The 25,834-nt window shown below is 65.3% G+C and carries 25 protein-coding genes; 8 read left to right on the top strand and 17 right to left on the bottom strand.

The genetic code is table 11. The annotated features are described in order from the left end of the window. Positions 1–31: 31 nt before the first annotated feature. Positions 32–1,075 carry a hypothetical protein gene (locus WKW82_RS01340; protein ID WP_340340452.1) on the top strand — a complete coding sequence of 348 codons (1,044 nt, stop codon included), beginning with the start codon at positions 32–34 and terminating at the stop codon, positions 1,073–1,075. 4 nt (positions 1,076–1,079) lie between these two features. On the opposite strand, the gene WKW82_RS01335 is transcribed toward WKW82_RS01340, so the two are convergent. The 3 genes from WKW82_RS01335 to WKW82_RS01325 form a co-directional block, all read right to left on the bottom strand. Continuing rightward, positions 1,080–1,592, bottom strand: a complete 513-nt coding sequence (locus WKW82_RS01335; protein ID WP_340340451.1) for a BON domain-containing protein — start codon at positions 1,590–1,592, stop codon at positions 1,080–1,082. 118 nt (positions 1,593–1,710) lie between these two features. Beyond that, positions 1,711–1,929, bottom strand: a complete 219-nt coding sequence (locus WKW82_RS01330; RefSeq protein ID WP_340340450.1) for a SlyX family protein — start codon at positions 1,927–1,929, stop codon at positions 1,711–1,713. 92 nt (positions 1,930–2,021) lie between these two features. Further along, positions 2,022–3,080: a pirin family protein gene (locus tag WKW82_RS01325; protein WP_422823388.1), complete on the bottom strand. Its 1,059-nt coding sequence runs from the start codon at positions 3,078–3,080 to the stop codon at positions 2,022–2,024. A gap of 260 nt (positions 3,081–3,340) precedes the next feature. Here WKW82_RS01325 and acuI point away from each other — a divergent pair, with 260 nt between their 5' ends. Both acuI and WKW82_RS01315 read left to right on the top strand, forming a co-directional pair. Continuing rightward, positions 3,341–4,333 (top strand): acrylyl-CoA reductase (NADPH), encoded by a 993-nt coding sequence (gene acuI / locus WKW82_RS01320; RefSeq protein WP_340340448.1) that lies wholly within the window; start codon positions 3,341–3,343, stop codon positions 4,331–4,333. Positions 4,334–4,348: 15 nt separating this feature from the next. Then, positions 4,349–5,131, top strand: a complete 783-nt coding sequence (locus WKW82_RS01315; protein ID WP_340340447.1) for an exodeoxyribonuclease III — start codon at positions 4,349–4,351, stop codon at positions 5,129–5,131. Positions 5,132–5,203: 72 nt separating this feature from the next. Here WKW82_RS01315 and WKW82_RS01310 read toward each other — a convergent pair whose 3' ends face one another. From WKW82_RS01310 to WKW82_RS01300, 3 genes are all read right to left on the bottom strand, one after another. Continuing rightward, positions 5,204–6,154 (bottom strand): glycosyltransferase family A protein, encoded by a 951-nt coding sequence (locus WKW82_RS01310; protein WP_340340446.1) that lies wholly within the window; start codon positions 6,152–6,154, stop codon positions 5,204–5,206. Continuing rightward, positions 6,148–7,416 carry a DegT/DnrJ/EryC1/StrS family aminotransferase gene (locus tag WKW82_RS01305; protein WP_340340445.1) on the bottom strand — a complete coding sequence of 423 codons (1,269 nt, stop codon included), beginning with the start codon at positions 7,414–7,416 and terminating at the stop codon, positions 6,148–6,150. The genes WKW82_RS01310 and WKW82_RS01305 overlap by 7 nt, the downstream gene beginning before the upstream one ends. 133 nt (positions 7,417–7,549) lie before the next feature. Then, positions 7,550–8,581 carry an aldo/keto reductase gene (locus WKW82_RS01300; RefSeq protein ID WP_340340444.1) on the bottom strand — a complete coding sequence of 344 codons (1,032 nt, stop codon included), beginning with the start codon at positions 8,579–8,581 and terminating at the stop codon, positions 7,550–7,552. 107 nt (positions 8,582–8,688) lie between these two features. Between WKW82_RS01300 and WKW82_RS01295 the strand changes: the two genes are divergently transcribed. From WKW82_RS01295 to WKW82_RS01285, 3 genes are read left to right on the top strand one after another with little or no spacing between them, the layout of a single operon-like run. Next, on the top strand, positions 8,689–8,907 hold the full coding sequence (locus tag WKW82_RS01295; protein WP_340340443.1) for a hypothetical protein: 219 nt from the start codon (positions 8,689–8,691) through the stop codon (positions 8,905–8,907). A 29-nt stretch (positions 8,908–8,936) separates the two neighbouring features. Continuing rightward, positions 8,937–9,794 (top strand): DMT family transporter, encoded by an 858-nt coding sequence (locus WKW82_RS01290; RefSeq protein WP_340340442.1) that lies wholly within the window; start codon positions 8,937–8,939, stop codon positions 9,792–9,794. 1 nt (position 9,795) lies between these two features. Next, positions 9,796–10,575: an aspartate dehydrogenase gene (locus WKW82_RS01285; protein WP_340340441.1), complete on the top strand. Its 780-nt coding sequence runs from the start codon at positions 9,796–9,798 to the stop codon at positions 10,573–10,575. Between the two features lie 38 nt (positions 10,576–10,613). Here WKW82_RS01285 and WKW82_RS01280 read toward each other — a convergent pair whose 3' ends face one another. From WKW82_RS01280 to WKW82_RS01240, 9 genes are all read right to left on the bottom strand, one after another. Next, a complete protein-coding gene (locus tag WKW82_RS01280; RefSeq protein WP_340340440.1) occupies positions 10,614–11,096 on the bottom strand; it encodes a GNAT family N-acetyltransferase in 483 nt (160 codons plus the stop codon). A gap of 25 nt (positions 11,097–11,121) precedes the next feature. Next, a complete protein-coding gene (locus tag WKW82_RS01275; protein WP_218509662.1) occupies positions 11,122–11,385 on the bottom strand; it encodes a hypothetical protein in 264 nt (87 codons plus the stop codon). A gap of 23 nt (positions 11,386–11,408) precedes the next feature. Further along, positions 11,409–11,885, bottom strand: a complete 477-nt coding sequence (locus WKW82_RS01270; protein WP_340340439.1) for an FKBP-type peptidyl-prolyl cis-trans isomerase — start codon at positions 11,883–11,885, stop codon at positions 11,409–11,411. Positions 11,886–11,982: 97 nt separating this feature from the next. Next, positions 11,983–12,714, bottom strand: a complete 732-nt coding sequence (locus WKW82_RS01265; protein ID WP_340340438.1) for a M48 family metallopeptidase — start codon at positions 12,712–12,714, stop codon at positions 11,983–11,985. Next, the gene (locus WKW82_RS01260; RefSeq protein ID WP_340340437.1) at positions 12,711–16,043 is read right to left on the bottom strand and encodes a type I restriction endonuclease subunit R; all 3,333 of its coding nucleotides are present in this window, start codon (positions 16,041–16,043) and stop codon (positions 12,711–12,713) included. The genes WKW82_RS01265 and WKW82_RS01260 overlap by 4 nt, the downstream gene beginning before the upstream one ends. Further along, the gene (locus WKW82_RS01255; RefSeq protein WP_340340915.1) at positions 16,040–17,224 is read right to left on the bottom strand and encodes a restriction endonuclease subunit S; all 1,185 of its coding nucleotides are present in this window, start codon (positions 17,222–17,224) and stop codon (positions 16,040–16,042) included. Before WKW82_RS01255 ends, WKW82_RS01260 begins: the two co-directional genes overlap by 4 nt. Then, on the bottom strand, positions 17,214–18,353 hold the full coding sequence (locus WKW82_RS01250) for a virulence RhuM family protein (protein WP_340340436.1): 1,140 nt from the start codon (positions 18,351–18,353) through the stop codon (positions 17,214–17,216). Before WKW82_RS01250 ends, WKW82_RS01255 begins: the two co-directional genes overlap by 11 nt. Further along, a complete protein-coding gene (locus WKW82_RS01245) occupies positions 18,346–19,860 on the bottom strand; it encodes a type I restriction-modification system subunit M (protein ID WP_340340435.1) in 1,515 nt (504 codons plus the stop codon). Before WKW82_RS01245 ends, WKW82_RS01250 begins: the two co-directional genes overlap by 8 nt. Beyond that, a complete protein-coding gene (locus tag WKW82_RS01240) occupies positions 19,857–20,504 on the bottom strand; it encodes a restriction endonuclease subunit S (protein ID WP_340340434.1) in 648 nt (215 codons plus the stop codon). Before WKW82_RS01240 ends, WKW82_RS01245 begins: the two co-directional genes overlap by 4 nt. A 72-nt stretch (positions 20,505–20,576) precedes the next feature. Between WKW82_RS01240 and WKW82_RS01235 the strand changes: the two genes are divergently transcribed. Further along, positions 20,577–21,779: a M20 aminoacylase family protein gene (locus WKW82_RS01235; RefSeq protein WP_340340433.1), complete on the top strand. Its 1,203-nt coding sequence runs from the start codon at positions 20,577–20,579 to the stop codon at positions 21,777–21,779. Between the two features lie 37 nt (positions 21,780–21,816). Continuing rightward, positions 21,817–22,779 (top strand): tripartite tricarboxylate transporter substrate-binding protein, encoded by a 963-nt coding sequence (locus tag WKW82_RS01230; RefSeq protein ID WP_340340432.1) that lies wholly within the window; start codon positions 21,817–21,819, stop codon positions 22,777–22,779. 23 nt (positions 22,780–22,802) lie between these two features. Here WKW82_RS01230 and WKW82_RS01225 read toward each other — a convergent pair whose 3' ends face one another. Next, the gene (locus WKW82_RS01225) at positions 22,803–23,510 is read right to left on the bottom strand and encodes a hypothetical protein (protein WP_340340431.1); all 708 of its coding nucleotides are present in this window, start codon (positions 23,508–23,510) and stop codon (positions 22,803–22,805) included. 127 nt (positions 23,511–23,637) lie between these two features. After that, positions 23,638–25,788, bottom strand: coding sequence for a glycogen debranching protein GlgX (glgX, locus tag WKW82_RS01220; RefSeq protein ID WP_340340430.1), 2,151 nt, complete (start codon positions 25,786–25,788; stop codon positions 23,638–23,640). Positions 25,789–25,834 lie beyond the last annotated feature (46 nt).

Here is a 25,834-nt window from a genome sequence, read left to right as displayed (position 1 = left end):
AACGACAAGACATTCATCAGGGAGCGAAGACATGAAGCTATTGACAGGGCTCGGCTGCGTTGCGTTGGCGACGAGCTTGGTGGGGTGTGGCGGCGGTGGCGGAGGGGGCGGCGGCTTCGCGGGGTTGCCGCCGTCCGTCGCGCCATCGCCCGCGGCGAACGCGCCGGCTGCGCCGTCGGTGGCGATGGATGGTTCGGGGGCGCCGGCACCTGCTGCCGCGCCGGGCAGTGCACCACCCCCGCCACCGCCTGCACCGCCACCACCACCACCACCACCACCACCACCGCCCGCACCGGGTGCCGGCCCGGGCGTGGTCTACACCTTCAAGGCCGCGCCCAACGCGTTCTACGGACCGAGCCCGGCGACGGTCGCTGTCGCCACACTGAGTTCACCGGCCTTCGCCGGCTACACCTACGCGCGACCCAGCTTCGACGGCGCGCAGATGATCATGATGAAGGGCGTCGAGACCTACACGCACCGCGCGGGCGAAAGCGCGGTGGCAATGGGCGCGCAGGGATTCAGCCAATGGGGATCCTGGATGACCGGACCGCAGCTCTACAGCAAGCCGGGCTCGGACGATGGCAACGTGGTGTATGACTACACGCCGTTCACCATCGGCTCGCCTTCCGCGCCCGAGCGGCCGGAGGACGTCCTTGCGCAGCTCAACGCCAATGGCCAGGCAGGCTTTTGCGAGCTCAGTAGTGGACAGTGGCATGACCTCGCGATGCGGCGACGCAATGCGGCGCCGCTGTCGCGCTGCAGGTTCGAGATCATCCCGGTGGCGTTGGAAAGCATCCAGGCGCACGTCGACCAATTGAATGTCCAGGGTGCGCGTGGCTTTGTCCTGATCTACTCGGGCTACGGGACCGCGTACTGGCGCAAGGACGAGTCGCAGGAAGTGACCTACGACTACACCGCGGTCGACCAGCCCAGCAACGAAACCTTGCTGGCCCAGTTGAACGAGCAGGGCGCGCGTGGGGCGATCGAGTGGAAGAGCTTTTTCAATACGCCGGGCAAGTTCATCTACCAGCGCGCCACGAACTGCACCCGCGCGTGGCTGTGCGGCCCGTACTGACCGGTTAGCTGCGCACGTCCAGCTGGTTGTCGACGGCCGTGACGCCGGCCACGGACTTGGCGATGTCGCTGGCGCGCGCCTTGGCCTCGATGCTCGGCGCAGGTCCCACCAGCTTGACCGTGCCGGCGCGCGTCTCGACGTTGATCTGCCGCGCGCTCAGTTCGGCGTCCTTGGCCAGGCCGGCCGAGACGGAGGCAGTGATCGACGCGTCATCGACCTTCGCGGCGGCCGTGTTGCCGACGTTCTTCAGCGCATCGACGACCTTGCCGGCGTCCTCTCGCACCTGCGGCGAGTTGGCAAAGGCGACGGTCCGGTCGCGCGCCTTCTCGGCCAGTTCGGCGGCCTTGCTGGCGGCGGCGACGGTGGCGTCGCGGGTCTTGTCGATCACGGCGTCGACGTCCGCACGCGCAGGTTCCTGGGCGACGCGCTGGTCGCAGGCCGACAGCGACAAGGCGCCGAGGGCGGCGATCAGGATGACGGGCGCGACACGGCGGGGAAGCAGGGTTTTCGTGTTCATGCCGGCATCGTGAATGGCCTTCGTGGCACCGCCAGCCCCGTGCTTCGCAAACGCATGTAGGACCAATTCACGCCCCTTCTCGGCAAGGCCGTCTCGTGTCGCGTGGACTTCGTTCGGCTCAGTAATGCGGCGGCAATTCGTCCCGCAAGTTGCGCGGCCCGCCGGCGCCGGCCTGGGCGCCCTGCTGGCGCAGCAGCACCACCTGCTCGACCAGGCTGTCGATCTGCTGCTGTTGCCGGTAGATGACCATGTTGAGCTGGTCCAGCAGGTCTTCGGCGTAGCTGGCCTTGATCTCCAGTTCGTCCAGGCGGTGGTCGATGTCTTGCGGTTGTTCCATGCCGCCATTGGACCACCGTGGTCTGATCCACTGAATCACTGAAAGCGGACCGGCGCCGCCCCTCGCCGAAGCCGCGGTGCTTCAGCGGGAGCTCAGGCCGGCCGTTCCTCGCGCCCGTCCGGATGCCGCGCAAAGCGCGCCGGGTCACGCCCGTGCACCGGCGCCTCATCCGGCCACGGCCAGCCGCCGAACTGGGTGCGGCGGAAGTCCTGCATCGCCTGCGCGATCTCGGCCTGCGTGTTCATCACGAAGGGGCCGTACTGGGCCACCGGCTCGGCGATCGGCCGGCCCTGCAGCACAAGGAATTCGGACACCCCGTCGGGGCCGTTCACCAGCTCGACCTCCTCCGAAGCGCGCAGCTCGATCATGGCCAGCCGATCGATCTCCTCGCCCGCGACGGTGACCGACTGGCCCTTGAAGAAGTACAACGCCCGCCGCGTGCCCTTGCCCGTCGCGGCCGGCATGGTCCAGCGCGCGCCGGGCGACATGCGGACGGTCCAGATCGCGACATCGGCATCGGGCTGCGCGGCCCATGAATCCGGCGGTGGTGCGAGCGGGCCACCCTCGCCGGGCTGGCCGTCGACCGGGCCGATGCGGCCGGCCACGCTGGAAACATGGGTGGTGCGGCCGGACTCGTCGGTCGCGGTGAAGCGCGGAATGTCCTCCGCCCAGAACATGGTGAAGTGCGGCGCCACCATCTTGTTGCGCGCCGGCAGGTTCAGCCAGATCTGGAACAGCTCCAGCGGATTGGGCGCGGCGGCGTCCATCAGCGGGAACATCTCCGAATGCACGATGCCCTTGCCGGCCGTGACCCACTGCACGTCGCCGCCGCCGAAGCGGGCCGCTGCGCCCAGCGAATCGGAATGGTCGATCAGGCCCTTGCGCACGATGGTCACCGTCTCGAAGCCGCGGTGCGGATGCCCCGGGAAGCCCGGCACCGGGTTGCCGTGGTACATGCTCCAGCCATCCTTGCGGCTGAAGTCGCTGCCGAGGTTGCGCCCGGCCAGCAGCGCGTCGTCGACGGCCATCTCGCCGTTGCCTTGCGGATAGGCATCGTCGTGGTAGGCGCAGAACAGGAAGGGGTCGATCGTTTCCCAGGGGAAGCCCAGGGGCTTGATCTGGACGATGGGACTCGCAAATACAGTGGACACGGCAAGGTCTCCTTGGGTGGCGCGGCGCGCAGCAATGTCGAGCGCGTCCGGCATTCGCAACACATGGGGGCACCATGATGCGCGAAAAGGGGCCGGCGCGGGACACAGCGATCCACGCGCAGGACGATGGGCGCACGCGGCGCGACAAGGACAACCCCGCACTGTCGGCGGAATTGGGTTTCGGCCTGGAAGCGACCCCATCGTTGCGGCATGCTCGTGCACTCCGCTGATGCGCACACCCACAACCCGCAAAGAGACCCATGACCTTCAACGCACTGCTCCTCACCAAGGCCGAAGACGGCTCCACCCAGGCCGCCACCACCGCGCTCGACGAAGCGCAATTGCCGGAGGGCGAGGTGCGCGTCGCCGTCGCGTATTCCACGCTCAACTACAAGGACGGCCTGGCCATCACGGGCAAGTCACCGGTGGTGCGCAAGTTCCCGCTGGTGCCGGGCATCGACTTCGCCGGCACCGTCGCCGAAAGCAGCGACCCGCGCTACAAGCCCGGCGACCCGGTGCTGCTGAACGGCTGGGGCGTCGGCGAATCGCACTGGGGCGGCCTCGCGCAGCAGGCCCGCGTGAAGGCCGATTGGCTGGTGCCGATTCCCGCGGGTCTGGATGCGTGCCAGTGCATGGCCATCGGCACGGCCGGCTATACCTCGATGCTGTGCGTCATGGCGCTGCAGGGAAACGGCCTCAAGCCTTCTGACGGGCCGGTGCTCGTGACAGGCGCGAACGGCGGCGTCGGCACCATCGCCATCGCGCTGCTGGCCCGGCTGGGCTTCGAGGTGCATGCATCGACCGGACGTGCGGCGGAGGCCGAGCACCTGAAGCAACTGGGCGCGACCGAGATCGTCGACCGCGCCACGCTGTCAGCACCCGGCAAGCCACTGCAGAAGGAGCGCTGGGCCGCGGCCGTCGACAGCGTCGGCAGCCACACGCTGGCCAACGTCTGCGCGAGCCTGCGCTACGGCGGCACGGTGGCCGCCTGCGGCCTGGCGCAAGGCCTGGACCTGCCGGCCAGCGTCGCGCCCTTCATCCTGCGCGGCATCACGCTGGCGGGCATCGACAGTGTGATGGCACCGTTTGCGAAGCGTGTCGAGGCGTGGGGCCGGCTGGCGAAGGAATTGCCGCCGGACTTGCTGGAAGGCAATACCGAAACCATCGGGCTCAGCGCCGCTGCCGCGACTGCGTCGAAGCTGCTGGCCGGGCAGGTGCGCGGGCGCGTGCGGGTGGACGTGAACGCGGCCTGAGCCAACGTCCAGCGGATGCGCATTGCCTCGTACAACGTCAACGGGGTGGTGAATCGCCTGCCGCAACTTTGCGCCTGGCTGGATGTGACGCAGCCCGACGTGGTCTGCCTGCAGGAACTCAAGTGCACCACCGCGGCCTTCCCGCGGCGTGAATTGAAGGCGCTCGGCTACGAGGCGCTGGTGCATGGCCAGGCCACGTGGAACGGCGTCGCGATCCTCGTGCGCGGGGCCGTGCCCCTGGAGACTCGGCGCGGCCTGCCATTGGCCAAGGGCGAGCCGGCCGACACGCAAAGCCGCTACCTCGAGGCCGCGGTCAACGGCATCGTCGTGGCCTGCCTGTACCTGCCCAACGGCAATCCCTGGCCGGGGCCGAAATTCGACTACAAGCTGGCGTGGTTCAAGCGCCTGAACCGCCATGCGGCCAGCCTCATCAAGACCGGCCATCCGTTGGTGCTGGCCGGTGACTTCAATGTGGTGCCGACCGACGCGGACATCTATTCGACCGCCTCCTGGAAGGACAACGCATTGCTGCAACCCGAGCCGCGCGCCGCATGGCGGGCCTTGCTCAAGCAGGGCTGGACCGATGCGCTGAAGCAGCAGTTCCCCGACAAGACGCCCTACACCTTCTGGAGCTACCTGCGCAACCGCTGGCCGAGGGACGCGGGGCTGCGCATCGACCACGTGCTGCTGAGTCCGCCTGTCTCGAAGCGGATGATGGAGGCGGGGGTCGACAAGGCGCTGCGCGGAATCGAAGGTGCCAGTGACCACGCACCGCTGTGGGTGGAGTTGGCAGATTGAGACGTCTGCCGTGCGTACCGGCGCGCCTGTGGTGCCACAGGCAAGCGCATGGGGCGATGGCGCGCCCTGCTTCTAGTCGCGGTAGCGCAGCGCCCACTTCCAGAGCGGCTTGGGCATCATGAGTGCGACCAGCGCCTTCGCGCCGCGTGCCGACAGCCGCTTGCGCCAACTCCAGTGACCTGAAAGGTAGCAGGTCCAGGCGCTGCGTCTTTCGCCATCCCTTGCATAGCGCACTGTCGCCGCCGGCGCCATGAAGGCGAGCCTGGCGTCCTTCTGCGCGACGAATTCAGGCGGTACTTCCAATTGCTGGAAGAACTCGTAGGAGCGGTGCACGTCCACACCGCGCCCCGCATTCGTCACGGAGTCGTCTTGCACGCGATAGAGCGACACCTCTGCTCGCGTGGAGCGGGCCCAGGCGCCATCGTTGGCCATGCGAACGTTGGTGGCCCAGTCGCCGACGTTGCCGTCGTTAGAGCCCCGCATGTGCCGCAGGTACGCCTCCCGCTCGACGAGAAAGCAGTTGGGCGGAATGGACTCGGTCAGGCACCACTGCCACATCGGCTCGGCGCGCGCCGGGCCGGTCCGCCCGTAGTCGCGATCACGCTCTGCGGTGCGCACCGGGTCCACGCGGCCGTTCTCGTCGGTGATCAGGCAGTTGCCGAACCAGAGCTTGACGCGTGGGTCCGTCTCGTTCTCGCACATGTCGGACAGCACGCGCAGCCCGCCAGGGCACAGCATGTCGTCGTTGTGCAGGAACAGCACATGGCTGCACTTTGCCTTCTCCGCGAGGGACCAGTGATTGGGATAGATGCCCAGCGACGGTTCATTCGGCGAGTAGGCGACCAGGTCTGCCACGCCGCTCGACGCGATCACGGCTTGATTGCGTTCCCAGTAAGCGCGCGGGCTGTCGTCGCTCACGATGACCTCCCCGACCACCGAACGATCCTGCAGTGCGATGCTCGCAAGCGCGTCGCCGAGCTGCTCCGGCCTTGCATACGCCGGAATGAGAACCGAGATCAGCATGCCACGGCGGGAATCCGCGCGTGTTGCACCTCGAGAACCTCGCGCACTGCGGCAATGACCCGGGTCACGTCGGCATCACTCAGCTTCGCTGACATCGGCAGCGAGACGGTCTGCTGCCCCACCCGGTACGCGTGAGGCGTGTCTTCGGGTTGCCATCCATAGGTTTCCTGATAGTACGGATGCTCGTTCAGCGAGAGGTAGTGCACGCCGACACCAATTCCACGCGCGGTCATTGCGTCCAGGAATGCATCGCGCGAAATGCCGGACCGGTTCGCGTCGATGTGCACGGTGAACAGGTGATGGGCGTGGCGTGTGTCCGGCGCAGCAGGTGCAGGCAATGCCAGGGGCAGGTCTGCAAGTTCCTCCATGTAACGCGCCCAGATGGCCTTGCGGCGCTGCCAGTATTTTTCGACCCGCTCCAGTTGCTTCAGGCCGAGGGCTGCCTGGAGGTCCATCATGTTGTACTTGAAGCCGGCGGCCACGACGTAGTAGTGCTTGTAGCCTTCATCGCTGAAGCGCTTCCACGCGTCCTTGCTCATGCCGTGCAGCCCGAGGATCTTGATGCGCGCGGCATCCTCGGCCTTGCGTGAGAACACCATCCCGCCTTCGCCGGTCACGATGTTCTTGGTGACGTAGAACGAGAAGCAGCCGAAGTCGCCAATCGTGCCGGCGCTGCGACCGTGGTATTCGGTCTCGATCGCATGCGCACAGTCTTCGATGACCTTGAGGCCGTGCTCGTTGGCAAGCGCCATCAAGGCATCCATCTCGCACGGTCGGCCGGCGAAGTGCACGGGCACGATGGCGCGGGTACGGGGCGTGATCTTGAGCCGCACCTGTTCCGGATCGATGTTCAGCGTCTCGGGGTCGATGTCGGCGAGCACCGGCGTTGCGCCGGCATGGATGATGGCGTTGACCGTCGCGCAGAACGTCAGTGGTGTCGTGATGACTTCATCGCCCGGGCCCACGCCAGAAGCCAGCAGTGAGAGGTGCAACGCCGCGGTGCAGGAGTTCAGCGCCATCGCGTGAGACGCGCCGCGATTCTTCGCAAAGGCTTGCTCGAACTGGGCAACCTTGGGTCCCGTCCCCAGCCAGCCAGATCGCATCACCGACTCGACAGCGTCGATGTCATCCTGCTCGATCCGTGGCGCACCAAATACCAGGAAATCTTGTTTGCTTGGCATGAGAGTATGTAGAAATTGGTTTAACAATTGTCCGCGTAACGCCTTTCGACGGTACGTAACGTTACCCAATGTTAACAACATAGTCCCGTTCCGGGCCGTGCATAAAGTCACGGCGAAGTCGCGCCAAGGGTTGTTCAGGGACGGCGCCCCCCCTATTCATGGCAGCGAATTCGAAATTCGCTGGATTAAAGTACCAGGGCGATTTTTTTAAAGCTCAGCGTTCCTCGCCCCGTTCGCGAAGCATCGGAAAACCACGCTGGTGCCACACCGGATATGCGGCTGGTACATCGCTCGCCGCATCCAGTGCCGCCACCTGTTCGGGCGTCAGCTTCCACCCCACCGCGCCGATGTTCTGCACCAGCTGGGCTTCATCGCGCGCACCGATGATCACGCTGGCCACGGTGGGCCGTTGCAGCAGCCAGTTGAGCGCGATCTGCGGAATGGTCTTGCCCGTTTCTAGGGCCACCGCATCCATCGCGTCGACGATGCGGAACAGCCGCTCTTCTTCGAACTTCGGCCCCGTGCCCGCGATGTCGTGCGCGCGCGTGCCGGGCTGCGCGGGCTGCCCGCGGCGGATCTTGCCGGTCAGCTTGCCCCAGCCCAGCGGGCTCCAGATCACCGCGCCGACACCCTGGTCCTGGCCCAGCGGCATCAGCTCCCATTCGTAGTCGCGGTTCAGCAGCGAGTAGTAGGCCTGGTGCGCCACGTGACGCGGCCAGCCATGCCGATCCGACACGGCCAGCGACTTCATCAGGTGCCAGCCCGAGAAGTTCGAGCAGCCGATGTAGCGCACCTTGCCCAAGCGCACGAGCTGGTCGAGTGTCGACAGCGTTTCCTCGACCGGCGTGTTGTAGTCCTGCCCGTGCAGTTGCAGGAGGTCGATGTGCTCGACACCGAGCCGCTGCAGCGCCTTGTCGACCGCATTGATCAAGTGCTGCCGCGACGAGCCGTAGTCGTTCGGCCCGTCCCCCGTCGGAAAGGTCGCCTTGGTCGAGATCAGCAGCCGGTTGCGCTTGCCCTTGATGGCCGCGCCGAGGATCTCCTCGGCCAGCCCCGACGAGTAGCCATCGGCGCTGTCGAACATCGACACGCCATGGTCCAGGCACACGTCGATGAGCCGTGACGCACCGCCCGCGTCGGTCGCGCCCCAGGCCTTGAAGAAGTCATTGCCGCCGCCGAAGGTGGCGGTGCCGAAGCTGAGCGCGGGCACGCGCAGGCCGGAATGGCCGAGACGCCGATGTTCCATAGGATGATCCTTGCGTTGCTTGCGGTGAACGAAGGCCCGCAATCTATCCCTTTGCGCGCGGACGTGCAGGCGGGCAAGAATCAGCAAACTGAACCTAGAAAAAGCAGTTGACCGCGCTCAACCTTTGGAAAAGCAGCATGGAGCCTGAAACCTCCGCCTTCGATCACGTTCGCCGCCGAGGTGAGAGCGCTATGCACCCGATTGCACCGCGCTCGACGCGCCATGCGGCGTTGCTCGGCCTTGCGGGCATGAGCCCGCCGCGTTCTCCCGCCTTGCCTGGCACGCCGATCACGGCGCACTCGGGCGCATCCAACTGCTTTTTCTAGGTTGAAAGGCGCTCGCCGCGCAACTCGCCATGCCCACCTTCAAGACGATCGCGCTCACCACCGCGGCGATGCTCGCTTTCGCGGCCAACTCGCTGCTGTGCCGGGCCGCGCTGCAGCATGGCGGCGTCGACCCGGCGAGCTTCGGCAGCATCCGGCTGGTGTCGGGTGCGCTGGCGCTGGCCCTCATCGTGCGGATGCGCACGCAGCCCGCGCCGCGTGGCCCGGTCGACTGGGTCGCGCCGCTCATGCTGTTCGCCTACGTGGCCTGCTTTTCATTTGCTTACCTCAGCCTGTCGGCCGGCACGGGCGCGCTGATCCTGTTCGGCGCGGTGCAGTTGACGATGTTCGGTGCGGGGCTGTACGCCGGCGAGCGCTTCGACAAGATGGCGCTGGCGGGCCTGGCGCTGGCCGTGGGCGGTCTCGTCTACCTGGTGTCGCCGGGCGTCACCGCGCCGCCGCCGCTGGGGGCCGCGTTGATGGCGGCGGCCGGTGCGGCATGGGGCGTGTACTCGCTGCGCGGTCGCGGTGTGGGCGATCCGCTGGCGGCCACCGCGCGCAATTTCGCCTGGGCGGCACCGCTGGCCTTGCTGCTCAACCTCGTGTTCGTCTCGGGCATGCATGCCAACGCCAGCGGCATCGCGCTGGCCATCGCATCCGGCGCCATCACCTCGGGCCTGGGCTACGTGATCTGGTACGCCGCGCTGCCCCATCTTTCCGCGATGCGCGCGGCGACGGTGCAGTTGTCGGTGCCGCTGATCGCAGCGCTCGGCGGCGCGCTGATGTTGACGGAAGCCATCACGCCGCGCTTAATCGCCTGCTCCGCGGCCATCCTCGGCGGTATTGCGCTGGTGTTGTTCGCACGGTCCCCGACGCGAAGGAGCGCCTGACATGATGCATGTGACATTCATCGGTGCGGGGGCCATCGCAACCGAGGTCTTCAATCGCCTCGCGCCCTATCACAACGCGCTCGAGATCATGGCGGTGGTGCGTTCCGACACGTCGAGCCGGACCTGGCACGACGTGCCGGTGCATGCGTCGGTACCCGACGACTACTGCGACCTCGTCATCGAGATGGCCGGCGAAGCCGCCGTGACCCAGCACGTGGTGCCGGCGCTGCGCAACGGCGTGCCCTGCTTCATCTGCTCGGTCGGCGCACTCGCCGCGCCCGAGGTGCAGGCGGCCGTGCGCGGCGCGGCCCAGCAGGGCGGTACCACCGCGCAACTCATGAGCGGCGCGATCGGCTCGCTCGACGCGCTGGCTGCAGCGGCCGTCGGCGGACTCGACCGCGTCCACTACACCGGCCGCAAGCCACCGGCAGCCTGGCAAGGCACGGCAGCCGAGGCGCACGGTTCGCTGCAGGCGCTGACATACCCCACCGTCATCTTCGAAGGCAGCGCGCGCGACGCGGCGCTGAAGTACCCGCAGAACGCCAATGTCGCAGCCACCATCGCGCTGTCCGGCCTGGGGCTGGACAAGACCCGCGTCACCCTCATTGCCGACCCGTGCGTGGATTGCAACGTGCATCACATCGAGGCCTCGGGCGCGTTCGGCCGGCTCGACTTCTGCTCTCACAACCTGGCGTCGCCGGACAATCCCAAGACCTCCGCGCTCGCGGCGTGGAGCGTGGTGCGGGCGGTGCTGGATCGGGTCAGTGCGTTTCGGTCTTGAGTACGTTTCGCCAGGCGCGCGGGCGATGACGTGCCGCGTCAGGCACGACCGGCGGTGCCGAGCGTCTTGCGCATGCGCGCGTTGCGCAGCACTTCGCCGCGCAGCTCGACCTCCTGCCGCCGTTCGATGACGAAGCCGCAGCGCGCGAAGAATCCCTCCGCGGACAGGCTCACGTCCGAGCAAAGCCTGCCGATGCCGCGCGCGTGCGCCGACTGGTGAAGGTGCGCCATCAGCGCGCTCCCCACGCCTCGGCCGCCGAAGGTGCCGTCGACGAAGAAATGATCGATGTAGCCGGAGGGTTGCAAGTCCGCGAAGCCCGCAACTCGCCCTTCGACTTCGGCCACGAAGGGCCGGTTGGCGCGCAACCGCTCGGCCCACGCGATGGCGTCGTACGCCTCCGGCGCCCAGGCCTCAAGTTGTGCCGGCGTGTAGAAGCCGACGGCCAGTTGATGCACGGAGGAACGGAAGACCGCGCGCAATGCGGCTTCGTCGTCGCCCGGGCGGAACGCGCGAATGCGCATGCGACGGGCGCCGCGCAATCGGCGACTACTGCCCCACCACCGACCAACCCGCCTTCTGGTTGGTCTTGTCGTTCTCGTATTCCCACTTGGTGCCGCAGGCGTCGCAGCGGTAGGTGGTGACGTTGACCGAATGCCCCTCGCGCTCTTCCTTGCGGGTGGATTGCTGCACGAGTTCGGCATGGCCGGGCGCCTTGCGCCAGTTGCGCTGGATGCCGGCGCAGCTTGCGCACAGCGGCATCTTCTTCTGGTCGGCCGCGCGGGCGGAGCGCTTGGGATCAACGGTGGTCATGTCGGGGCCGATCGTGGTGGCGTTCAATGGTGGTGGCCGTGCTCGCCATGCACGTGGCGATGCGCGATCTCTTCCTCGGACGCGGCGCGCACTTCAGTCACCTTGAGGCTGAAGCGCAAGTCCATGCCGGCCAGCGGATGGTTGCCGTCGAGCATCACGACCGGGCCCTTGATCTTCATCACGTGGAAGATCTGCTGCTCGCCCTTGTCGTTGCGCCCTTCGAGCTGGCCGCCGACCTTCACGCCGGGCGGGAACTCCGACTTGGGGATGGTGCGCACCAGCGATTCATCGCGCTCGCCGAAGCCGTCCTCGGGCTTGAGCTCCAGCGTGACCTGGTAGCCGGGCTGGCGCCCGTCGAGCGCGGCCTCGATCTTCGGCAGCGTGTTGCCGTAGCCGCCATGGAGATAGACCATCGGGTCCTTGCTCTCCTCGATCAGCTTGCCCTTGGCATCCGCGACCTTGTAGCGGAGGGTGACGACGGTGTCTTTGGTGATTTGCATGGGGGGATTCTCCCGCAGGCTGGGGAGGGACGCCAAACTGCGCTCGTCCGCCGTGCACGGGCGCGTCGGTCAGGCGTCACCCGCCGGGCACTTTGAGCTACATGCGAAGGACTTGCTCCGAAAGTTCGTCGAGCCGCGCCTTCACCGTGCGCCATTCCGGCATGTGCCGATCCAGGGCCGCAAAGAACCTCGCGCTGTGGTTGTGATGCAGCAAATGGCACAGCTCATGCAGCACCACATAGTCGATGCACTCGCGCGGCGCCTTCACCAGCCATGGATTGAGCGTGATGCGCCCGGCTGGCGAGCAGCTTCCCCATTGGACCTTCATGACCTGCAAGCGCATCGGTGGCGGCGTCTTGACCCATCGCAATGTGGCAGCGATGGACGCCAGTCGTTGCAGCAAGACCTCGCGCGCCCGGCCGCGATACCAATCGTCCAATGCAGCGCGCAGCACCGTCGGGTCGTGGCGTGGCGCGGTGACTTCGAGATAGCCGCCTCTCAGCCGCACGCCGGGCGGCTCGTCGGACCGCAGCGTGACCTTGAGCCGGTAGCGCCGACCCAGGTAGTGCATCGATTCACCGCTGAGATACTCGCGCGGCAACGACAGCGCCCGCCGCGCGCCGATGGCGTCCAGATGCCGGCCGATCCAGCGCGCACGCTTCTTCACGGCTGCGAGCACCTGCGCATCGGTGGCGTCCTGGGGCGCATCCACAAGCACGCGTCCATCCGGCTCCACGTGAATTGCCACGCGTTGCTGCAGTCGTTCGGCCCGGCGACGCACCTCAAACCGGATCTTGACATCGCCGTAGGCGAAGCTATGCGCCTTCACCGCTGGCTCAACCCCATGCGCGTGATCTGGATCACCTGTTCGACCACGGCCTTGGCATCGTCGAGGCCCAGAGCCGTGAACAGCATCGGCAAGACGCCCTTTCGAATCGCCGCTTCGATGTTCTGGGGATTCAGGGAATGCTCCGCCACCGCGTCTCGCACGGTGGCGTCCATGCGCACGGCCTGCTGCAGCAGATCCTGCCGGCCGGCATCGCTCATCGCGGCAAACTTCTCCTCACCCAGCACCAGCCGCACCGCGCCGAAGTACGCACGCGCATGGGGCTTGTCGGCCAGCGCACCCGGCATGCCGGGCGCCTGTCGCGTCTCGAGGGCTTGCTCGAAGTTCACGAACAGCGCGTGTTGCTTCAACGGGTGGTCGAACAGGGCCTCCGCTTGCGCGATGGCTTCCCGCAGAAGCGCGCCGAACACCTTCTGTGCGTACGGGTCGTCGGCCAGGTCCTGCTCGATGGTCTTGCGCAGGCGGGTCTTGATCATGTCCGTCTCGTTGCGCGTTTTCTCCTCGCTCCACTTCGCTGGGTCTTCTGCCTTGCCGAGTTGATGTACGAGGTATACGCCCTCCGGCTCGCGCACCTCGGTGCCGATGACCTGCTTGTCGACGAGGCGGCGAATCTGCTCTTCATAGGCGCTGTAGTCCACCGTTTCCATGGCATCGCGCCGGGCCGTCTGCCGCAGCTCGGTGAAGAAGCGCAGGTCGGATTTGTAGCGCGCGATCGTCGCCTCGGAAAAGCCCTTGTCCTCGAAGAAGCTGCGCGAACTCAGCGCCGTTTGCAGGCAGAGGCCGAAAGCCGTCAATGCTTCGTAGAAGTCGTCACGCAGCTTCTGTCGCTCGTCGTGTTCCTCCCCGTCGACATCGCGGACGAACCTGGGCGTCAACATCTGCCGGTACTGCTCGCGATCGAGCCGGTTCATCACGCCCTTGAAGAAGGACCACAGCCGGTCGTGCAAGGCCGGCAGGCGCTTGTATTCGGTGCTGAACTGGTGGTACAGCCCGTCGATGTCGGCCACGTCGAAGCCGCCTTGCGTGCGGGTTTCCAGGTCCTGGTAGGCGCGGATCGCGGTGTCCAGGTGCTCCAGGAGGCCGCCGCGGTAGGCCACCAGGACGCCATAGCGCTTGGCATCGTGCAAGCGGTTGACGCGGGCGATGGCCTGGATCAGGTTGTGGCTCTCCAGCGGCTTGTCAATGTAGAGCACGGCATTGCGCGGCTCATCGAAGCCGGTGAGGAGCTTGTCCACGACGATGAGCAAGTCGGGGTCGCCGTCGCTGCCGAAGTCGGCGACGACTTGCTTCTCATACGCCTTGGCGTCCGGGCCATATTTCGCGACCGTTTCCTTCCACCACTTCTGCACCTCGGGCATGCTGTCTTCGTCAATCTCGGAGTTGCCCTCTCGCGTGTCTGGCCCCGACATCACGATGGCGCTGGTCACCAGGCCGGTGTCGTCCAGTGCCTTCTTGTAGCGGATGGCGTCCAGCTTTCTCTCGGTCGCGACCTGGCCCTTGAGTTGCAGGCCGTCGCCCGCGCTGACCTTCTTGATGCTCTCGCTGAAATGCGTCGCGATGTCCCAGGCAATCAATTCGATACGGTTGGCCGCGCCGTAGATGGCACCCTTCTTCGCGTACTTCTTCTTCAGGTCGCCGCGCTGCGCTTCGCTGAGGTTGACGGTGATCTTGTCGAACCACCGGTTGACCGCGTCTTCGTTGATGGTCAGTTCCGGCACGCGCTCCTCGTACAGCAGCGGCGCCACCGCTTCGTCTTCCACCGCGCGCTGCATCGTGTACGCATGCAGGATGGGACCGAACTTGCCGGCTGTCTTCTCGTTCTTGAGCAAGGGCGTGCCGGTGAACGCCACATAGGCCGCCCTCGGCAGCGCCTTGCGCATGCGCTCGTGCGTCTCGCCGCCGTGGCTGCGGTGGCCCTCGTCCACCAGCACGATCAGGTTGGACGAATCGTTGCGGCACTCTGCGAGCTTGCTGGCCGTGTTGAACTTGTGGATGAGCGTGAAGGTGATGCGCTCGTTGCCGCTGCCAATGCGCCTGGCCAGGTCGCGCCCCGTGAGCGCGCGGCTGTGCTCGCCGTCCTTGCGCAGGCCGATGTTGGAACCGAAAGCTCCACTCGACATGAAGTTGCGGCGAAGCTGGTCTTCCAGGTCCAACCGGTCGGTGACGACGATCACACGGCATTCCTGCAAGGCATCGACCAGCAGCAAGGACTTGGTCAGGAACACCATGGTGAAGCTCTTGCCAGAGCCGGTGGTGTGCCAGATGACGCCGCCCTCGCGCCCGCCATCGGGCCTGCGCTGGGGCAATCGCGAGAGCAATGCGCGGATGCCGAAGAACTGCTGATAGCGCGCCACCAGCTTGCCCACCTTGCGATCGAACAGCACGAAGCCGCGCAGGAATTCCAGCAGCCGCGAAGGTGTCAGCAGGCTCACGAGCAATCGGTCCTGGTCGGTCACATGCGAATGTTGCGACCACAGTGCATCGAAGTAGCTTGCAAGCGCCGCCGGCTTGCCCGCGAACAGCGCTGCGCGCGTGGCGGGGTGCAGGGTCTTGTTCTTGACGGCATCGACGTCCGCATCGTCAAAGCTGGCCTCTGCCTGCGCCCCCTGCTCCTCGCGCCAGCGTGCCCAGAACTTGGTGGCGGTATGCGTGGTGCCGTAGCGTCCTTCCGTCTGGCTGATGGCAAGCAACAATTGCGCGTAGGCGAAGAGGCTCGGAATCTCGTCCGTGCGCTGGTTGCGCAGGTGTTGGCTGATGCCCTCGTCCACCATCGTCTTGCTGGCGTGGCTGCCCTCGGGCCGCTTGGCCTCGATCACCACCAGCGGAATGCCGTTCACATAGCCGACCACGTCGGGCGTGCGATGGTGCGTGCCCTGCGCCGACAGCACCTGCAATTCCTCGGTCACGTCCCAGCGATTGGCACCGACGTTCACCCAGTCGATCACCGCAATGGTCGGCTGGTGCTTCTTGCCATCGGGCATGAACTCGGTGACCGTGATGCCCAGCGACAGCTTCTGGTACAGCCGCTCGTTGGCGGGCAACAGCCCTTCGGCCAGGCTCAGCGAGGAAAGCTCCCGCACGATCTGGTCGATGCCGCCGGCGGACAAAGAATGCCACTGACCTTTGTACTCGTAGCGGCGTGATTGCAGCACCTCGACAAGGCGCGGCACCAGCAGCACCTCGCGCGTGCTGCCGCCGCGCATCGCCAATGCATCTGCCGTGCTCACGAAGTCCCAGCCCAGGTTGCAGAGCAAATGCAACGCGGGGATGTGGGCGCTGTATTGCTCGCGGGAGTTGGGGGTGGTGGTCATGGTGTTGCGATCACGTCGTCCTCGGGCAAGCGCACGCGGCGCTTGCCGGTGAGGAGTTGGGCCATGAGGGCCGCCTTTTCTTGCTTCAATTGGTCAAGAACTGCTTCGTGCTGCAGGACCCACGAGGTGGCAGTTTGCAGAATTCCAGCAAGGCGGACTTGCTCTTTCTTCGGTGGAACTGGAACTTCGCAACCCAGAAAATCTGCGGGTCGAATGTTCAGCAGGCCGTTGTTGCGAACCCCCGTGTTGACGAGCGCCCCAAGTTGATCATGCAAGTAGTCGGCGGCGAACAGGTGGCGATAGAACTCGGGATGGCATTGGTCGCGGAGACGAAAGCAGACATAAACATGCGGTACCAAGCCGCGATCAATGTTCTGTAGTTGGAAAACGCAGCCGAATTCATACAGCTTTGAATTGCCTTTGTTGTACGCAAACTCGCCCTTGCCGAGCGTGATGTAGTTGTTGACACTCTTGCCCGCCATGAACTTGCTGTACTTCTCGTCCTGCCGCACGAAGCCTTGACCGGAGGAGATCATCAAGACCGGCAAGCCCTCTTCATTAACAGCCTGGCGCTGAATCCGGTCGCTGACTTCTTTTATCGATTGGACTGGCCACTGCCGCGAGAAGGCCGGCTTCAACAAGTGCTGATCGACGAGAGCCTGTTTGTAAGTGCGACTGTTTGTGAGTAAGCGCTCTGCAGTGGCAATGGCCTGATCCCACGTTGCAAGGGCGTCGGTGACCCGCTTCTGCTCGAGCTTTGGTGGCAACCAGATCTCGAGCTCACTAAGGCCCTTCTTCGTCAGCTTGTAGCGCCCAACGCCCTGCCTCGATAGCGACGCTGTCAGATCCCGATGCATGAACCAGTAATAGAACCACTTGGGCGAGCAGTACTCCGAATCTCCAATCACATGGGCGTGGTTGTTGACGTTGGCCCTGCCGTCGAAGTGCAAGGTCATCGGTTTTTCTCGGAACTTGAGGAAGTGGTCGCCGTCTTCGCCAATGATTGCGAATTCTTCGTCGATTCTGTAGTGGTCGATATGGGCCAAGATTCCGGTCGGGCCGAAATAGGGGTAAGGACCAGGCATCGAAGCCCTTTGCTCCGTGTTGATTGGCATGCGCAGGTTGTTCTTGATCGAACATGCATGGCCAACGGTCATACGACTCCAGCCATCAGGAAGCATCACGGCCCCCCTTCTTCGCCGTGCGCCCACGTAGCTCTACGGCCGCCTCCGGCACAGCGACCACATCGCCGCCACCCGCCACCAGCCGGTCAAAGTCCGACTGGAACAAGCGGTCCTGCACGATGCGGTACTTCTCGAATTCGCTCTCGGCATGCGCCCGCGCAATCTCGGCGCTAACTTTGCCTGCGTCCTGCAGCACTTCCCGGTCGGTCGCGGCGATGAAGCGGTTCAGGCGCGTCTCCCAGTCCTGCATGGTCATGGGGATGCTGCGCAAGGCCATGTCTTCGGCCACATCGAGGTAAGCCGAGACCAGGCGCTGCAACTGCGCCACTTCGTTCTCGGTCAGGTAGTTTTTGGCCACCACCACGTCGAACTTCTGGATCTTGCCTTCGGGCGCGTCCTTCCACGAGGTCAGCCCCATGCGGTCTTTGCGCGCATCAGCGCGGCCGTGGATCACCTCGGCGGCGGTCTGGCCATGAATGGCCCAGTGCAGCTTGTTCTGCACGGTGGCAAAAAACCGCTGGGTGGCCTGGGACTGGCGGTCGTAGTCGATCGACGTGACGTAGATGTCGGTGATCTTTTGGTAGAACTTGCGCTCGGACAGGCGGATCTCGCGGATGCGCTGCAGCTGCTCCTCGAAATACCGCTTTGTGAACACCGAGCCATCGTTCTTCAGCCGCTCGTCATCCATCGCGAAGCCCTTGATGGTGAAGGACTCGACGATGGCGCTGGCCCATTTGCGGAACTGCACGGCGCGCTCGGAATTGACCTTGTAGCCCACCGCGATGATGGCGCCCAGGTTGTAGTGCTGGGTGTCGTATGTCTTGCCGTCGCTGGCAGTTATCCGGAATTTCCGGATAACTGAATCTTCGGTCAGCTCTCTGTCTGAGAAGATCTTCTTGAGGTGCTCATTGACCGTGCGGACGTTCACGTCATAAAGCTGCCCCATCATCTTCTGGGTCAGCCATACGTTTTCATCGGCATAGACGGCTTCCACGCCCCCCTTGCCGGCGGCCGCTACGAAGGTCAGGTACTCGGCCGCCGATGAGCGCGTGATCCCGGGCGCCACCGTCAAGGCCCGGCTGCCAGGCTTGTTGGCCGCACCGCCGCCTTTGCCTTTGTCACTCATAGCCCAGTTCCTTCAGGTAGGCATCCATCTGGGTTTCCAGCCGCGCCAGTTCCGCCTTGAGCTCCAGCCGCTCCTTGCGCACCGCCATCAGGTCGATCGCTTCCTCTTCCTCGAAGGTGTCGACGTAACGCGGGATGTTCAGGTTGAAGTCGTTCTCCGCAATTTCGGCGGGCGAGGCGAGGTACGCGTACTTGTCCGCCGGCTTCCGCGCGGTGGCCGTATCCAGGACGCGTTGCAGGTCGTCTTCGCGCAGGTAGTTCTGGTTCTTGCCCGCCTCGAAGTCGCGGCTGGCGTCGATGAAGAGCACCTTGTCGTCGGCCTTGTTCTTGCGCAGCACCAGCAATGCGGCCGGGATGCCGGTGCCGTAGAACAGCTTCTCGGGCAGTCCGATCACGATGTCGAGCAGGTTTTCCTCGATGAGCTTTTGCCGGATGCGCCCTTCCGCCGCGCCGCGGAACAGGACGCCGTGCGGCACCACGACGGCCATGCGTCCGGTGCCCGGCTTCATGGTCTCGACCATGTGCAGCACGAAGGCATAGTCGCCCTTGGTGCGCGGTGGCGTACCTCGGCGGAAGCGACTGAACTTGTCGGCTTCGGCGCCTTCATGTCCCCACTTTTCCAGGCTGAAGGGCGGGTTGGCCACCACGATGTCGAAGTGCTTGAGGTGGGCCGCGCTATCGAGCAGCTTGGGGTTGCGGATGGTGTCGCCCCACTCCACGCGATGGTTGTCCTCACCATGCAGGAACATGTTCATCTTGGCCAGCGCCCAGGTGCTGCCGATGGCCTCCTGCCCGTACAGCGCGTACTTGCGCGAGCCGGTGCGCTCGCGGATGAGGCGGCCGCACTTCATCAGCAGCGAACCGGAGCCGCAGGTCGGGTCGCAGATTTCCTCGCCCTCCTGCGGGTCCATCAGGCGCGCCATGAGGCTGGAGACTTCGGGCGGCGTGTAGAACTCGCCGGCCTTCTTGCCGCTGGTCGAGGCAAAGTTCTTGATCAGGAATTCATAGGCATTGCCGATCACGTCGAGCGTGCCGACGCGGCTGGGGCGCAGGTTGAGCGCCGGCTTGGCGAAGTCTTCGAGCAGGTGCCGCAGGATGTCGTTCTTCTGCTGCTCCTCGCCGAGCTTGTTCGAGTTGAAGTGGATGTCCTGGAACACGTCCCGCAGCTTGGCGATGTTGGCGTCTTCGATGGCATGCAGCGCCTTGTCGATACGCTCGCCGTTGCCCGGCGTGTGGCGAAGAGCATGCAGTACATAGAAGCTCGCATTTGGCGGCAGCACGAAGCGCTCGTTCTTGAGCATTTCCTCGATGAGTTCGGGGTGGTCGCCGTACTGCTTCTTGTACCCCTCGTAGTGGTCTTGCCAGACATCGGAGACGTACTTGAGGAATAGCATTGTCAGGACGTAGTCCTTGTAGATGCTTGGGTCGACAGTGCCGCGGAACGTGTCGCAGGCGGACCAGACTGCGGCGTTGATCTCGTCCTGGCTGATGGGGGTGGTGGTCGTCATTGGATTTCGGTGGTTGTTCGGGGTGCGATGGCGAGGTGTTCGGCGATGGATTCGAGTTGTTGTTCGCGGGTGCGTATCAGGCGGCGCAATGCACTGCGCTCCTGGCGTGCCATGTCGGCCAGGGCGGCGACGCGGCGCTGGTCGGCCAAGGAAGGTACGTTGATCGTCAGGCCTGCGAAGACAGACATGCGAATGCTCAGCTGGTTGGAGCCTTCCGCGGCTTGGAGCAGTTGGCGCTGGAACGGCGGTTGGTTGATTTGCCAGGCAAGGAAGGCCGGCAGTACCCCGCCCCCTGGATTGACGCGCAGGTGAAAAAACTGGGGAGAGCAAACCGCTGAAAGCGGCGGCATGCCGAGGCAAACGGCGTAGAACCGCGAGCCGCGGCTGGCAAAAAGGATGTCGCCTTCGCGGAGCCAGTCCGCTTGTTTGCGGCCGGGCAACTCGGTTCGAACGGTATCGGACCAGTTGACGCCTGTTTCGGGATCGGTGTCTCGCATCTGGACCACCCTGACCGTACCGGCGGGTGTCGCCTGGATGGAACCCCTGAAAGGATATCCAAGCTGAAGTACAACCACCTCGTCGATCAACTTCTGTTTTGCTGCATGTCGCATGAAGCAAATGTAAATCAAATTGAAATGCAGCAAAGAAGATGGTGCAAAATTTTCCTCGTAGCACGCCTCCTGACAAGATCCTGGGCCTCTTGTTAAAAGCCAGCCATGAACATCGTCGACTCCTTCGCCAACGTCGCCCGCTTCATCGACATCCGCCGCGACATCCACGCCCATCCTGAACTCGGCCTCGAAGAGCACCGAACCTCCGAAAAGGTCGCGCAGTTGCTCACCGAATGGGTCATCGAAGTCCATCGCGGCATCGCCGGCACCGGCTTGGTCGGCGTGCTGCGCAAGGGGACCAGCCAGCGCACCATCGGCCTGCGCGCCGACATGGATGCCCTGCCCCTGCACGAGGCCAACGAGTTCCCGCACAAGTCCACCCACGCCGGCCGCATGCATGCCTGCGGTCACGACGGCCACACGACGATGCTGCTCGCCGCTGCTTGGCACCTGTCGCAACAAGGCCCGGATGACTTCGACGGCACGGTCCACTTCATCTTCCAGCCCGCCGAGGAGATGGGCAAGGCTGGCGCGAAGAAGATGATCCAGGACGGCCTGTTCGATCGCTTCCCCTGCGATGCGGTGTTCGCGCTGCACAACTTCCCGGTCGGCGAGGTCGGCCGCTTCGCGCTCAACGAAGGCGCGTTGATGGCGTCGAGCAACACCTACAAGGTCACGATGCGCGGCCGGGGCACGCACGCCTCGATGCCACACACGGGCATCGACCCGGTGGCCGCGGTGGTCACGCTGGCCCAGCAGTTGCAGACGATCGTCCCGCGCACCATCGCCAGCACCGAGCGCGCCCTGTTGGCCGTCACGCAACTTCAAGGCTCCGACGCGCCCAACGTCATCCCCGACGTGGCCACGGTCGGCGGCACGGTGCGCACCTTTTCCATCGATGCGCTCGACAAGATCGAGGAGCGCCTGCGCACCGTCGCCAAGGGCGTGGCCGAGGCACATGGCTGTACCGCCGAGGTGAGCTTCATCCGCGCCTCGCCGCCGGTGGTCAACCACAAGGCAGAGGCGCGCTTTGCGGCCAGCGTCATGCGCGAGGTGGTGGGCGAAGACATGGTCACCGATGACTGGCCTGCCGTGATGGGCGCGGAGGACTTCGCGCACATGCTGATGGTGCGGCCGGGCTGCTATGCCTTCCTCGGCAACGGCGACGGCGACCACCGCATGGATGGCCACGGGCCCGGGCCTTGCATCATCCACAACACCTCGTTCGACTTCAACGACGACATCATCCCGATCGGCGCCAGTTACTTCGTCAAGCTGGCGCAGCGCTGGTTGCCGGTCGGCGCCTGAATCCGTTCAACCCCTGGAAGAAAGAAGCTCTCCCGCCATGTCCTTCGCGCTCGACCGTCGTTCCTTCATCGCCGCCGCCGCAGCGGCAGCTGCCGTTCCCGCCATGGCGCAGCAGCGCGTCATCCACATCATCGTGCCTTTCGGCACCGGCGCCGTGCAGGACACGGTGGCGCGCGCTTTCAACAGCGAGCTGGGCGTCGCGTTGGGCGCGACCACCGTGGTGGAGAACCGCGCGGGTGCAGGTGGCAGTGTGGGCGCGGCCCTCGTCGCGAAGGCACCCGCGGACGGCAACACGCTGGTCCTCGCCGCCGCCAGCCATCACATTGCCGGCCACCTCTACAGCAAGCTGGGCTACGACCCGCTCAAGGACTTCGTCGGCGTCGCCAACCTCGGCAACGCGGGCTACGCGCTGGCGGTTTCAAGCGCGATGAACGTCGGCACGACGGCGGACTTCATCAAGGAGGTCAAGGCCAACCCGGGCAAGTACAACTTCGCCTCGGCCGGCAACGGCAGCGCCACACACCTGGCGATGGCCTCCTTCCTGGCCAAGGCCGGCCTGCAGATGACGCACATCCCGACCAAGTCCACCGGCGAGGCCGTCAACGAGCTGCTGGCCGGCCGCGTGCAGGCGGTGATCTCGTCGAGCATCGGCGTGATCGGCTTCCAGACCGACGCGCGCATCAAGCTGCTTGCCACGACCGGCACCAAGCGCAGCCCTTTCCTGCCCAACCTGCCGACGGTGGCGGAGAGCGGCCTGCCCGGCTATTCCTTCGATTCGTGGATCGGCCTGCTCGCACCGGCGGCCACGCCGAAGGCCGAGGTCGACAAGCTCAACGCCGCCGTCAACAAGGTGCTGGCCGACCCGGTGATCCAGGAGCGCTTCGCGCGCCTCGGCGTGGAGCCGCGCACGCAGACGGCGGCGGAGTTCCAGCAACTGTTGCGCAGTGACTGGGATGCGATGGGCGTGGTGGTGAAGGCGTCGGGCGCGAAGGTGGATTGACCGGAGGGCCCGCCCTGCGCGGCTCATTTTGCCGGCCGCGCTCCGAACGGCATGAAGTTCGCCTGGGCCTTCGCCCGGTCGAACGGCGGAAGAATTGCCTTGGTGATCGGAACGTCATTCAATGCCGGAAAGCGCTTGCGAAACGCCGGCTCGTCTTGCTCGAACTGGTCGGAAATCTTCACAACGAAGGTGCCGGGCGATGCACCGGCCACGACTTGATCGATCAGCGGCGTTGCCGGACCGGCGGGAAACTCGTTGCCGACCCTTTGGCGAACCGAGGCTTCCACGTGGCCGAGGTAGTACACGCCGGGGGTGTCCACTTTCAAGGGGCTGTTGAGCGGAGTCTGGAACAAGCCATCGATCCAGAATGTGCGCGTACGGCTGGTCAGCCCCTTGATCTCGTAACTTCCCGGGGCGAGTTCCATGCGCACGAAATAGCTGCTGGGACGAGTCGTGTCATAGGCGTCCTTGAGATCCACCATCGACTTGAAGTCGATGCGGAAATCGAGTCGCTCGTCAGGTTGCTGCCGGCCGCCGTCGCGCTTGACGTTGACCTCCTCCAGCTTGGGCTGGTAGTCCGGCTTGAAGTTGTTGCGCAAGGTGACGGTCATCAGGTAGACCGGCTTGCTGTCGCCCTTAAGGACATCGGCGTCATTTTTGAAGGCCATGTCGGTGCGCGTGGCACAGCCCATCAGCAACGCACACGCGCCAGTCAGCGCCGCGCCGGTCATGATCCGAATCATCATCATGAAATTCCTCCCTGGTCTTGTTTTCCACGCCGTCGCATCACGCGAACAGAGTGGCTCTGCGTTTCCTCGCGAGAAGAAGCGCTGCCAGGGATTCTCGCGCGCAATGACGCTACGGCGAGTGAAACACCAGCATCGACCGCCCCGTGACCATGTAGAGATGCCCGGGCCGGAAGGTGTCTTCCTCCTGCGTATCCAGCGCCGTGTCCACCACCCGCGTCCACGTCTTGCCGCGCGCCCGGCCGCGTCGCGGCATCTTGAATTCCAGCGCGCCTTCCCAGGCGTTGAACACCATCAGCACGCTGGCGTCGGTGGCTGGCTGCGGCAACGACGAGCCGGGCACGCTGCCTTCCAGCAGCAGGCCGAAGCAACGCGTGCGCATGTCGAGCCAGTGGGGCTGGTCCATCTCTGCGCCGCTGGGCGTGAGCCAGGTCGCGTCCTTCAGCTTCGTGGCCTGGTTGACCGTGCCGGTCATGAAGCGGTTGCGGCGCAAGACGGGATAGTCCTTGCGCAGCCGGATGATGTGGCGCGTGAAATCCAGCAGTGTGCGGCTGGGCTCCGAGCCAGCGGCGGCCCAGTCGATCCAGCTGATCTCGTTGTCCTGGCAATAGGCGTTGTTGTTGCCCTGCTGCGTGCGGCCGAATTCGTCGCCGGCCAGCAGCATCGGTGTGCCTTGCGACAGCAGCAGCGTGGCCAGCAGGTTGCGTTGCTGGCGTGCGCGCAGGGCGAGCACTTCCTCGTCGTCGGTCACGCCCTCGGCGCCGCAGTTCCATGAGCGGTTGTGCGAATGGCCGTCGCGGTTGTCCTCGCCGTTGGCCTCGTTGTGCTTGTCGTTGTAGCTCACCGTGTCGGCCAGCGTGAAGCCGTCATGCGCGGTGATGAAGTTGACGCTGGCCCATGGCCTGCGGCCGCGGTGGTTGAAGTAGTCGCCGCTGGCCGTGAGGCATTGCGCGAGCGCCGGCGCCATGCCTTCGTCGCCCTTCCAGAAGGCGCGCACGTTGTCGCGGAACTTGTCGTTCCATTCGGCCCAGCCCGGCGGAAAGCGCCCGACCTGGTAGCCGCCCGGCCCGATGTCCCACGGCTCCGCGATGAGCTTGACGCTGGAGAGCACCGGGTCCTGCCGGCAACTGTCGAGGAAACCGCCGCCTTCGTCGAAACCATGCGGCTCGCGCGCGAGGATGGTGGCCAGGTCGAAGCGGAAGCCGTCGATGTGCATCTCGCTCACCCAGTAGCGCAGGCTGTCCGTCACCATCTGAAGCACGCGCGGATGGCTCAGGTTGACGGTGTTGCCGGTGCCGGTGTCGTTGATGTAGTAGCGCGGGCCGGGGCCGTCGCCGTTGGGCATCAGGCGGTAGTAGCTCGCGTTGTCGATGCCCTTGAAGGACAGCGTCGGGCCGAGCTCGTTGCCCTCGGGCGTGTGGTTGTAGACCACGTCCAGGATCACCTCCAGCCCGTGCGCATGGAAGCGGTCGACCATGTGCTTGAACTCATCGATGTTGGGGCCGTCGAGGTAGCGCTGGTCGAGCGCGAAGAAGCCGATGGTGTCGTAGCCCCAGAAGTTGGTCAGGCCCTTGTCGGTGAGGAAGGGCTGGTTGAGGAACATCTGGATCGGCAGCAGCTCGACGCTGGTCACGCCGAGCTCGCGGATCGGGCCGAGCACTTCATCGCGGGCCAGTCCAGCGAAGGTGCCGCGCATGTGCTCCGGCACGCCGGGGTGCCGCATCGTGAAGCCACGCACATGCGTCTCGTAGAACACGGTCTGGTTCCACGGCACGCGCACGGCATCGGTCTGCGTCCACTGGAAGCGCGAGTCGACCACCACGCACTTGGGCATGAAGGGTGCGCTGTCGCGCTCGTCGAAACTCAGGTCGCCATCGGGATGGCCGACGGTGTAGCCGAACAGCTCGGGGCCCCACTTCAGCTCGCCCATGTGCGCCTTGGCATAAGGGTCGAGCAGCAGCTTGTGGTGGTTGAAGCGATGGCCCTTCTCGGGCTCGTAGGGGCCGTGCACGCGCAGGCCGTAACGCGTGCCGGGCAACAGGCCGGGCACGAAGCCATGCCAGACCTCGTCGGTGTATTCGGGCAGCGTGATGCAGGCCAGCTCGGTCGTGCCGGCCTCGTCGTAAAGGCAGACCTGCACCCTGGTGGCGTGCGCGGAGAACACGGCGAAGTTGACGCCGCGCCCGGTGTAGGTGGCGCCGAGCGGGTGCGGGGCGCCTTCTTCGAGCGCGTGAAGTGCGTGAGGGTGGCCGGGGTCTGGCATCGAGGCTCCAGGCAAAGAGCAGGACTTTGCGCCATCGCGGGCGTCG

The sequence above is a fragment of the Variovorax rhizosphaerae genome (assembly GCF_037889975.1).
Lineage (GTDB): Bacteria > Pseudomonadota > Gammaproteobacteria > Burkholderiales > Burkholderiaceae_C > Variovorax > Variovorax rhizosphaerae.
The sequence above is the reverse complement of the archived record's forward strand: the minus strand, read 5'-3'. Positions and strand labels throughout refer to the sequence as shown.

Excerpts from the sequence above, each read along its gene's own strand:
- WKW82_RS01340 (WP_340340452.1), top strand. The coding sequence starts at position 32 with ATGAAGCTATTGACAGGGCTCGGCTGCGTTGCGTTGGCGACGAGCTTG.
- WKW82_RS01335 (WP_340340451.1), bottom strand. The coding sequence starts at position 1,592 with ATGAACACGAAAACCCTGCTTCCCCGCCGTGTCGCGCCCGTCATCCTG.
- WKW82_RS01330 (WP_340340450.1), bottom strand. The coding sequence starts at position 1,929 with ATGGAACAACCGCAAGACATCGACCACCGCCTGGACGAACTGGAGATC.
- acuI (WP_340340448.1), top strand. The coding sequence starts at position 3,341 with ATGACCTTCAACGCACTGCTCCTCACCAAGGCCGAAGACGGCTCCACC.
- WKW82_RS01315 (WP_340340447.1), top strand. The coding sequence starts at position 4,349 with ATGCGCATTGCCTCGTACAACGTCAACGGGGTGGTGAATCGCCTGCCG.
- WKW82_RS01310 (WP_340340446.1), bottom strand. The coding sequence starts at position 6,154 with ATGCTGATCTCGGTTCTCATTCCGGCGTATGCAAGGCCGGAGCAGCTC.
- WKW82_RS01305 (WP_340340445.1), bottom strand. The coding sequence starts at position 7,416 with ATGTTGTTAACATTGGGTAACGTTACGTACCGTCGAAAGGCGTTACGC.
- WKW82_RS01300 (WP_340340444.1), bottom strand. The coding sequence starts at position 8,581 with ATGGAACATCGGCGTCTCGGCCATTCCGGCCTGCGCGTGCCCGCGCTC.
- WKW82_RS01290 (WP_340340442.1), top strand. The coding sequence starts at position 8,937 with ATGCCCACCTTCAAGACGATCGCGCTCACCACCGCGGCGATGCTCGCT.
- WKW82_RS01285 (WP_340340441.1), top strand. The coding sequence starts at position 9,796 with ATGATGCATGTGACATTCATCGGTGCGGGGGCCATCGCAACCGAGGTC.
- WKW82_RS01280 (WP_340340440.1), bottom strand. The coding sequence starts at position 11,096 with ATGCGCATTCGCGCGTTCCGCCCGGGCGACGACGAAGCCGCATTGCGC.
- WKW82_RS01275 (WP_218509662.1), bottom strand. The coding sequence starts at position 11,385 with ATGACCACCGTTGATCCCAAGCGCTCCGCCCGCGCGGCCGACCAGAAG.
- WKW82_RS01270 (WP_340340439.1), bottom strand. The coding sequence starts at position 11,885 with ATGCAAATCACCAAAGACACCGTCGTCACCCTCCGCTACAAGGTCGCG.
- WKW82_RS01260 (WP_340340437.1), bottom strand. The coding sequence starts at position 16,043 with ATGACCACCACCCCCAACTCCCGCGAGCAATACAGCGCCCACATCCCC.
- WKW82_RS01255 (WP_340340915.1), bottom strand. The coding sequence starts at position 17,224 with ATGCTTCCTGATGGCTGGAGTCGTATGACCGTTGGCCATGCATGTTCG.
- WKW82_RS01250 (WP_340340436.1), bottom strand. The coding sequence starts at position 18,353 with ATGAGTGACAAAGGCAAAGGCGGCGGTGCGGCCAACAAGCCTGGCAGC.
- WKW82_RS01245 (WP_340340435.1), bottom strand. The coding sequence starts at position 19,860 with ATGACGACCACCACCCCCATCAGCCAGGACGAGATCAACGCCGCAGTC.
- WKW82_RS01235 (WP_340340433.1), top strand. The coding sequence starts at position 20,577 with ATGAACATCGTCGACTCCTTCGCCAACGTCGCCCGCTTCATCGACATC.
- WKW82_RS01230 (WP_340340432.1), top strand. The coding sequence starts at position 21,817 with ATGTCCTTCGCGCTCGACCGTCGTTCCTTCATCGCCGCCGCCGCAGCG.
- WKW82_RS01225 (WP_340340431.1), bottom strand. The coding sequence starts at position 23,510 with ATGACCGGCGCGGCGCTGACTGGCGCGTGTGCGTTGCTGATGGGCTGT.
- glgX (WP_340340430.1), bottom strand. The coding sequence starts at position 25,788 with ATGCCAGACCCCGGCCACCCTCACGCACTTCACGCGCTCGAAGAAGGC.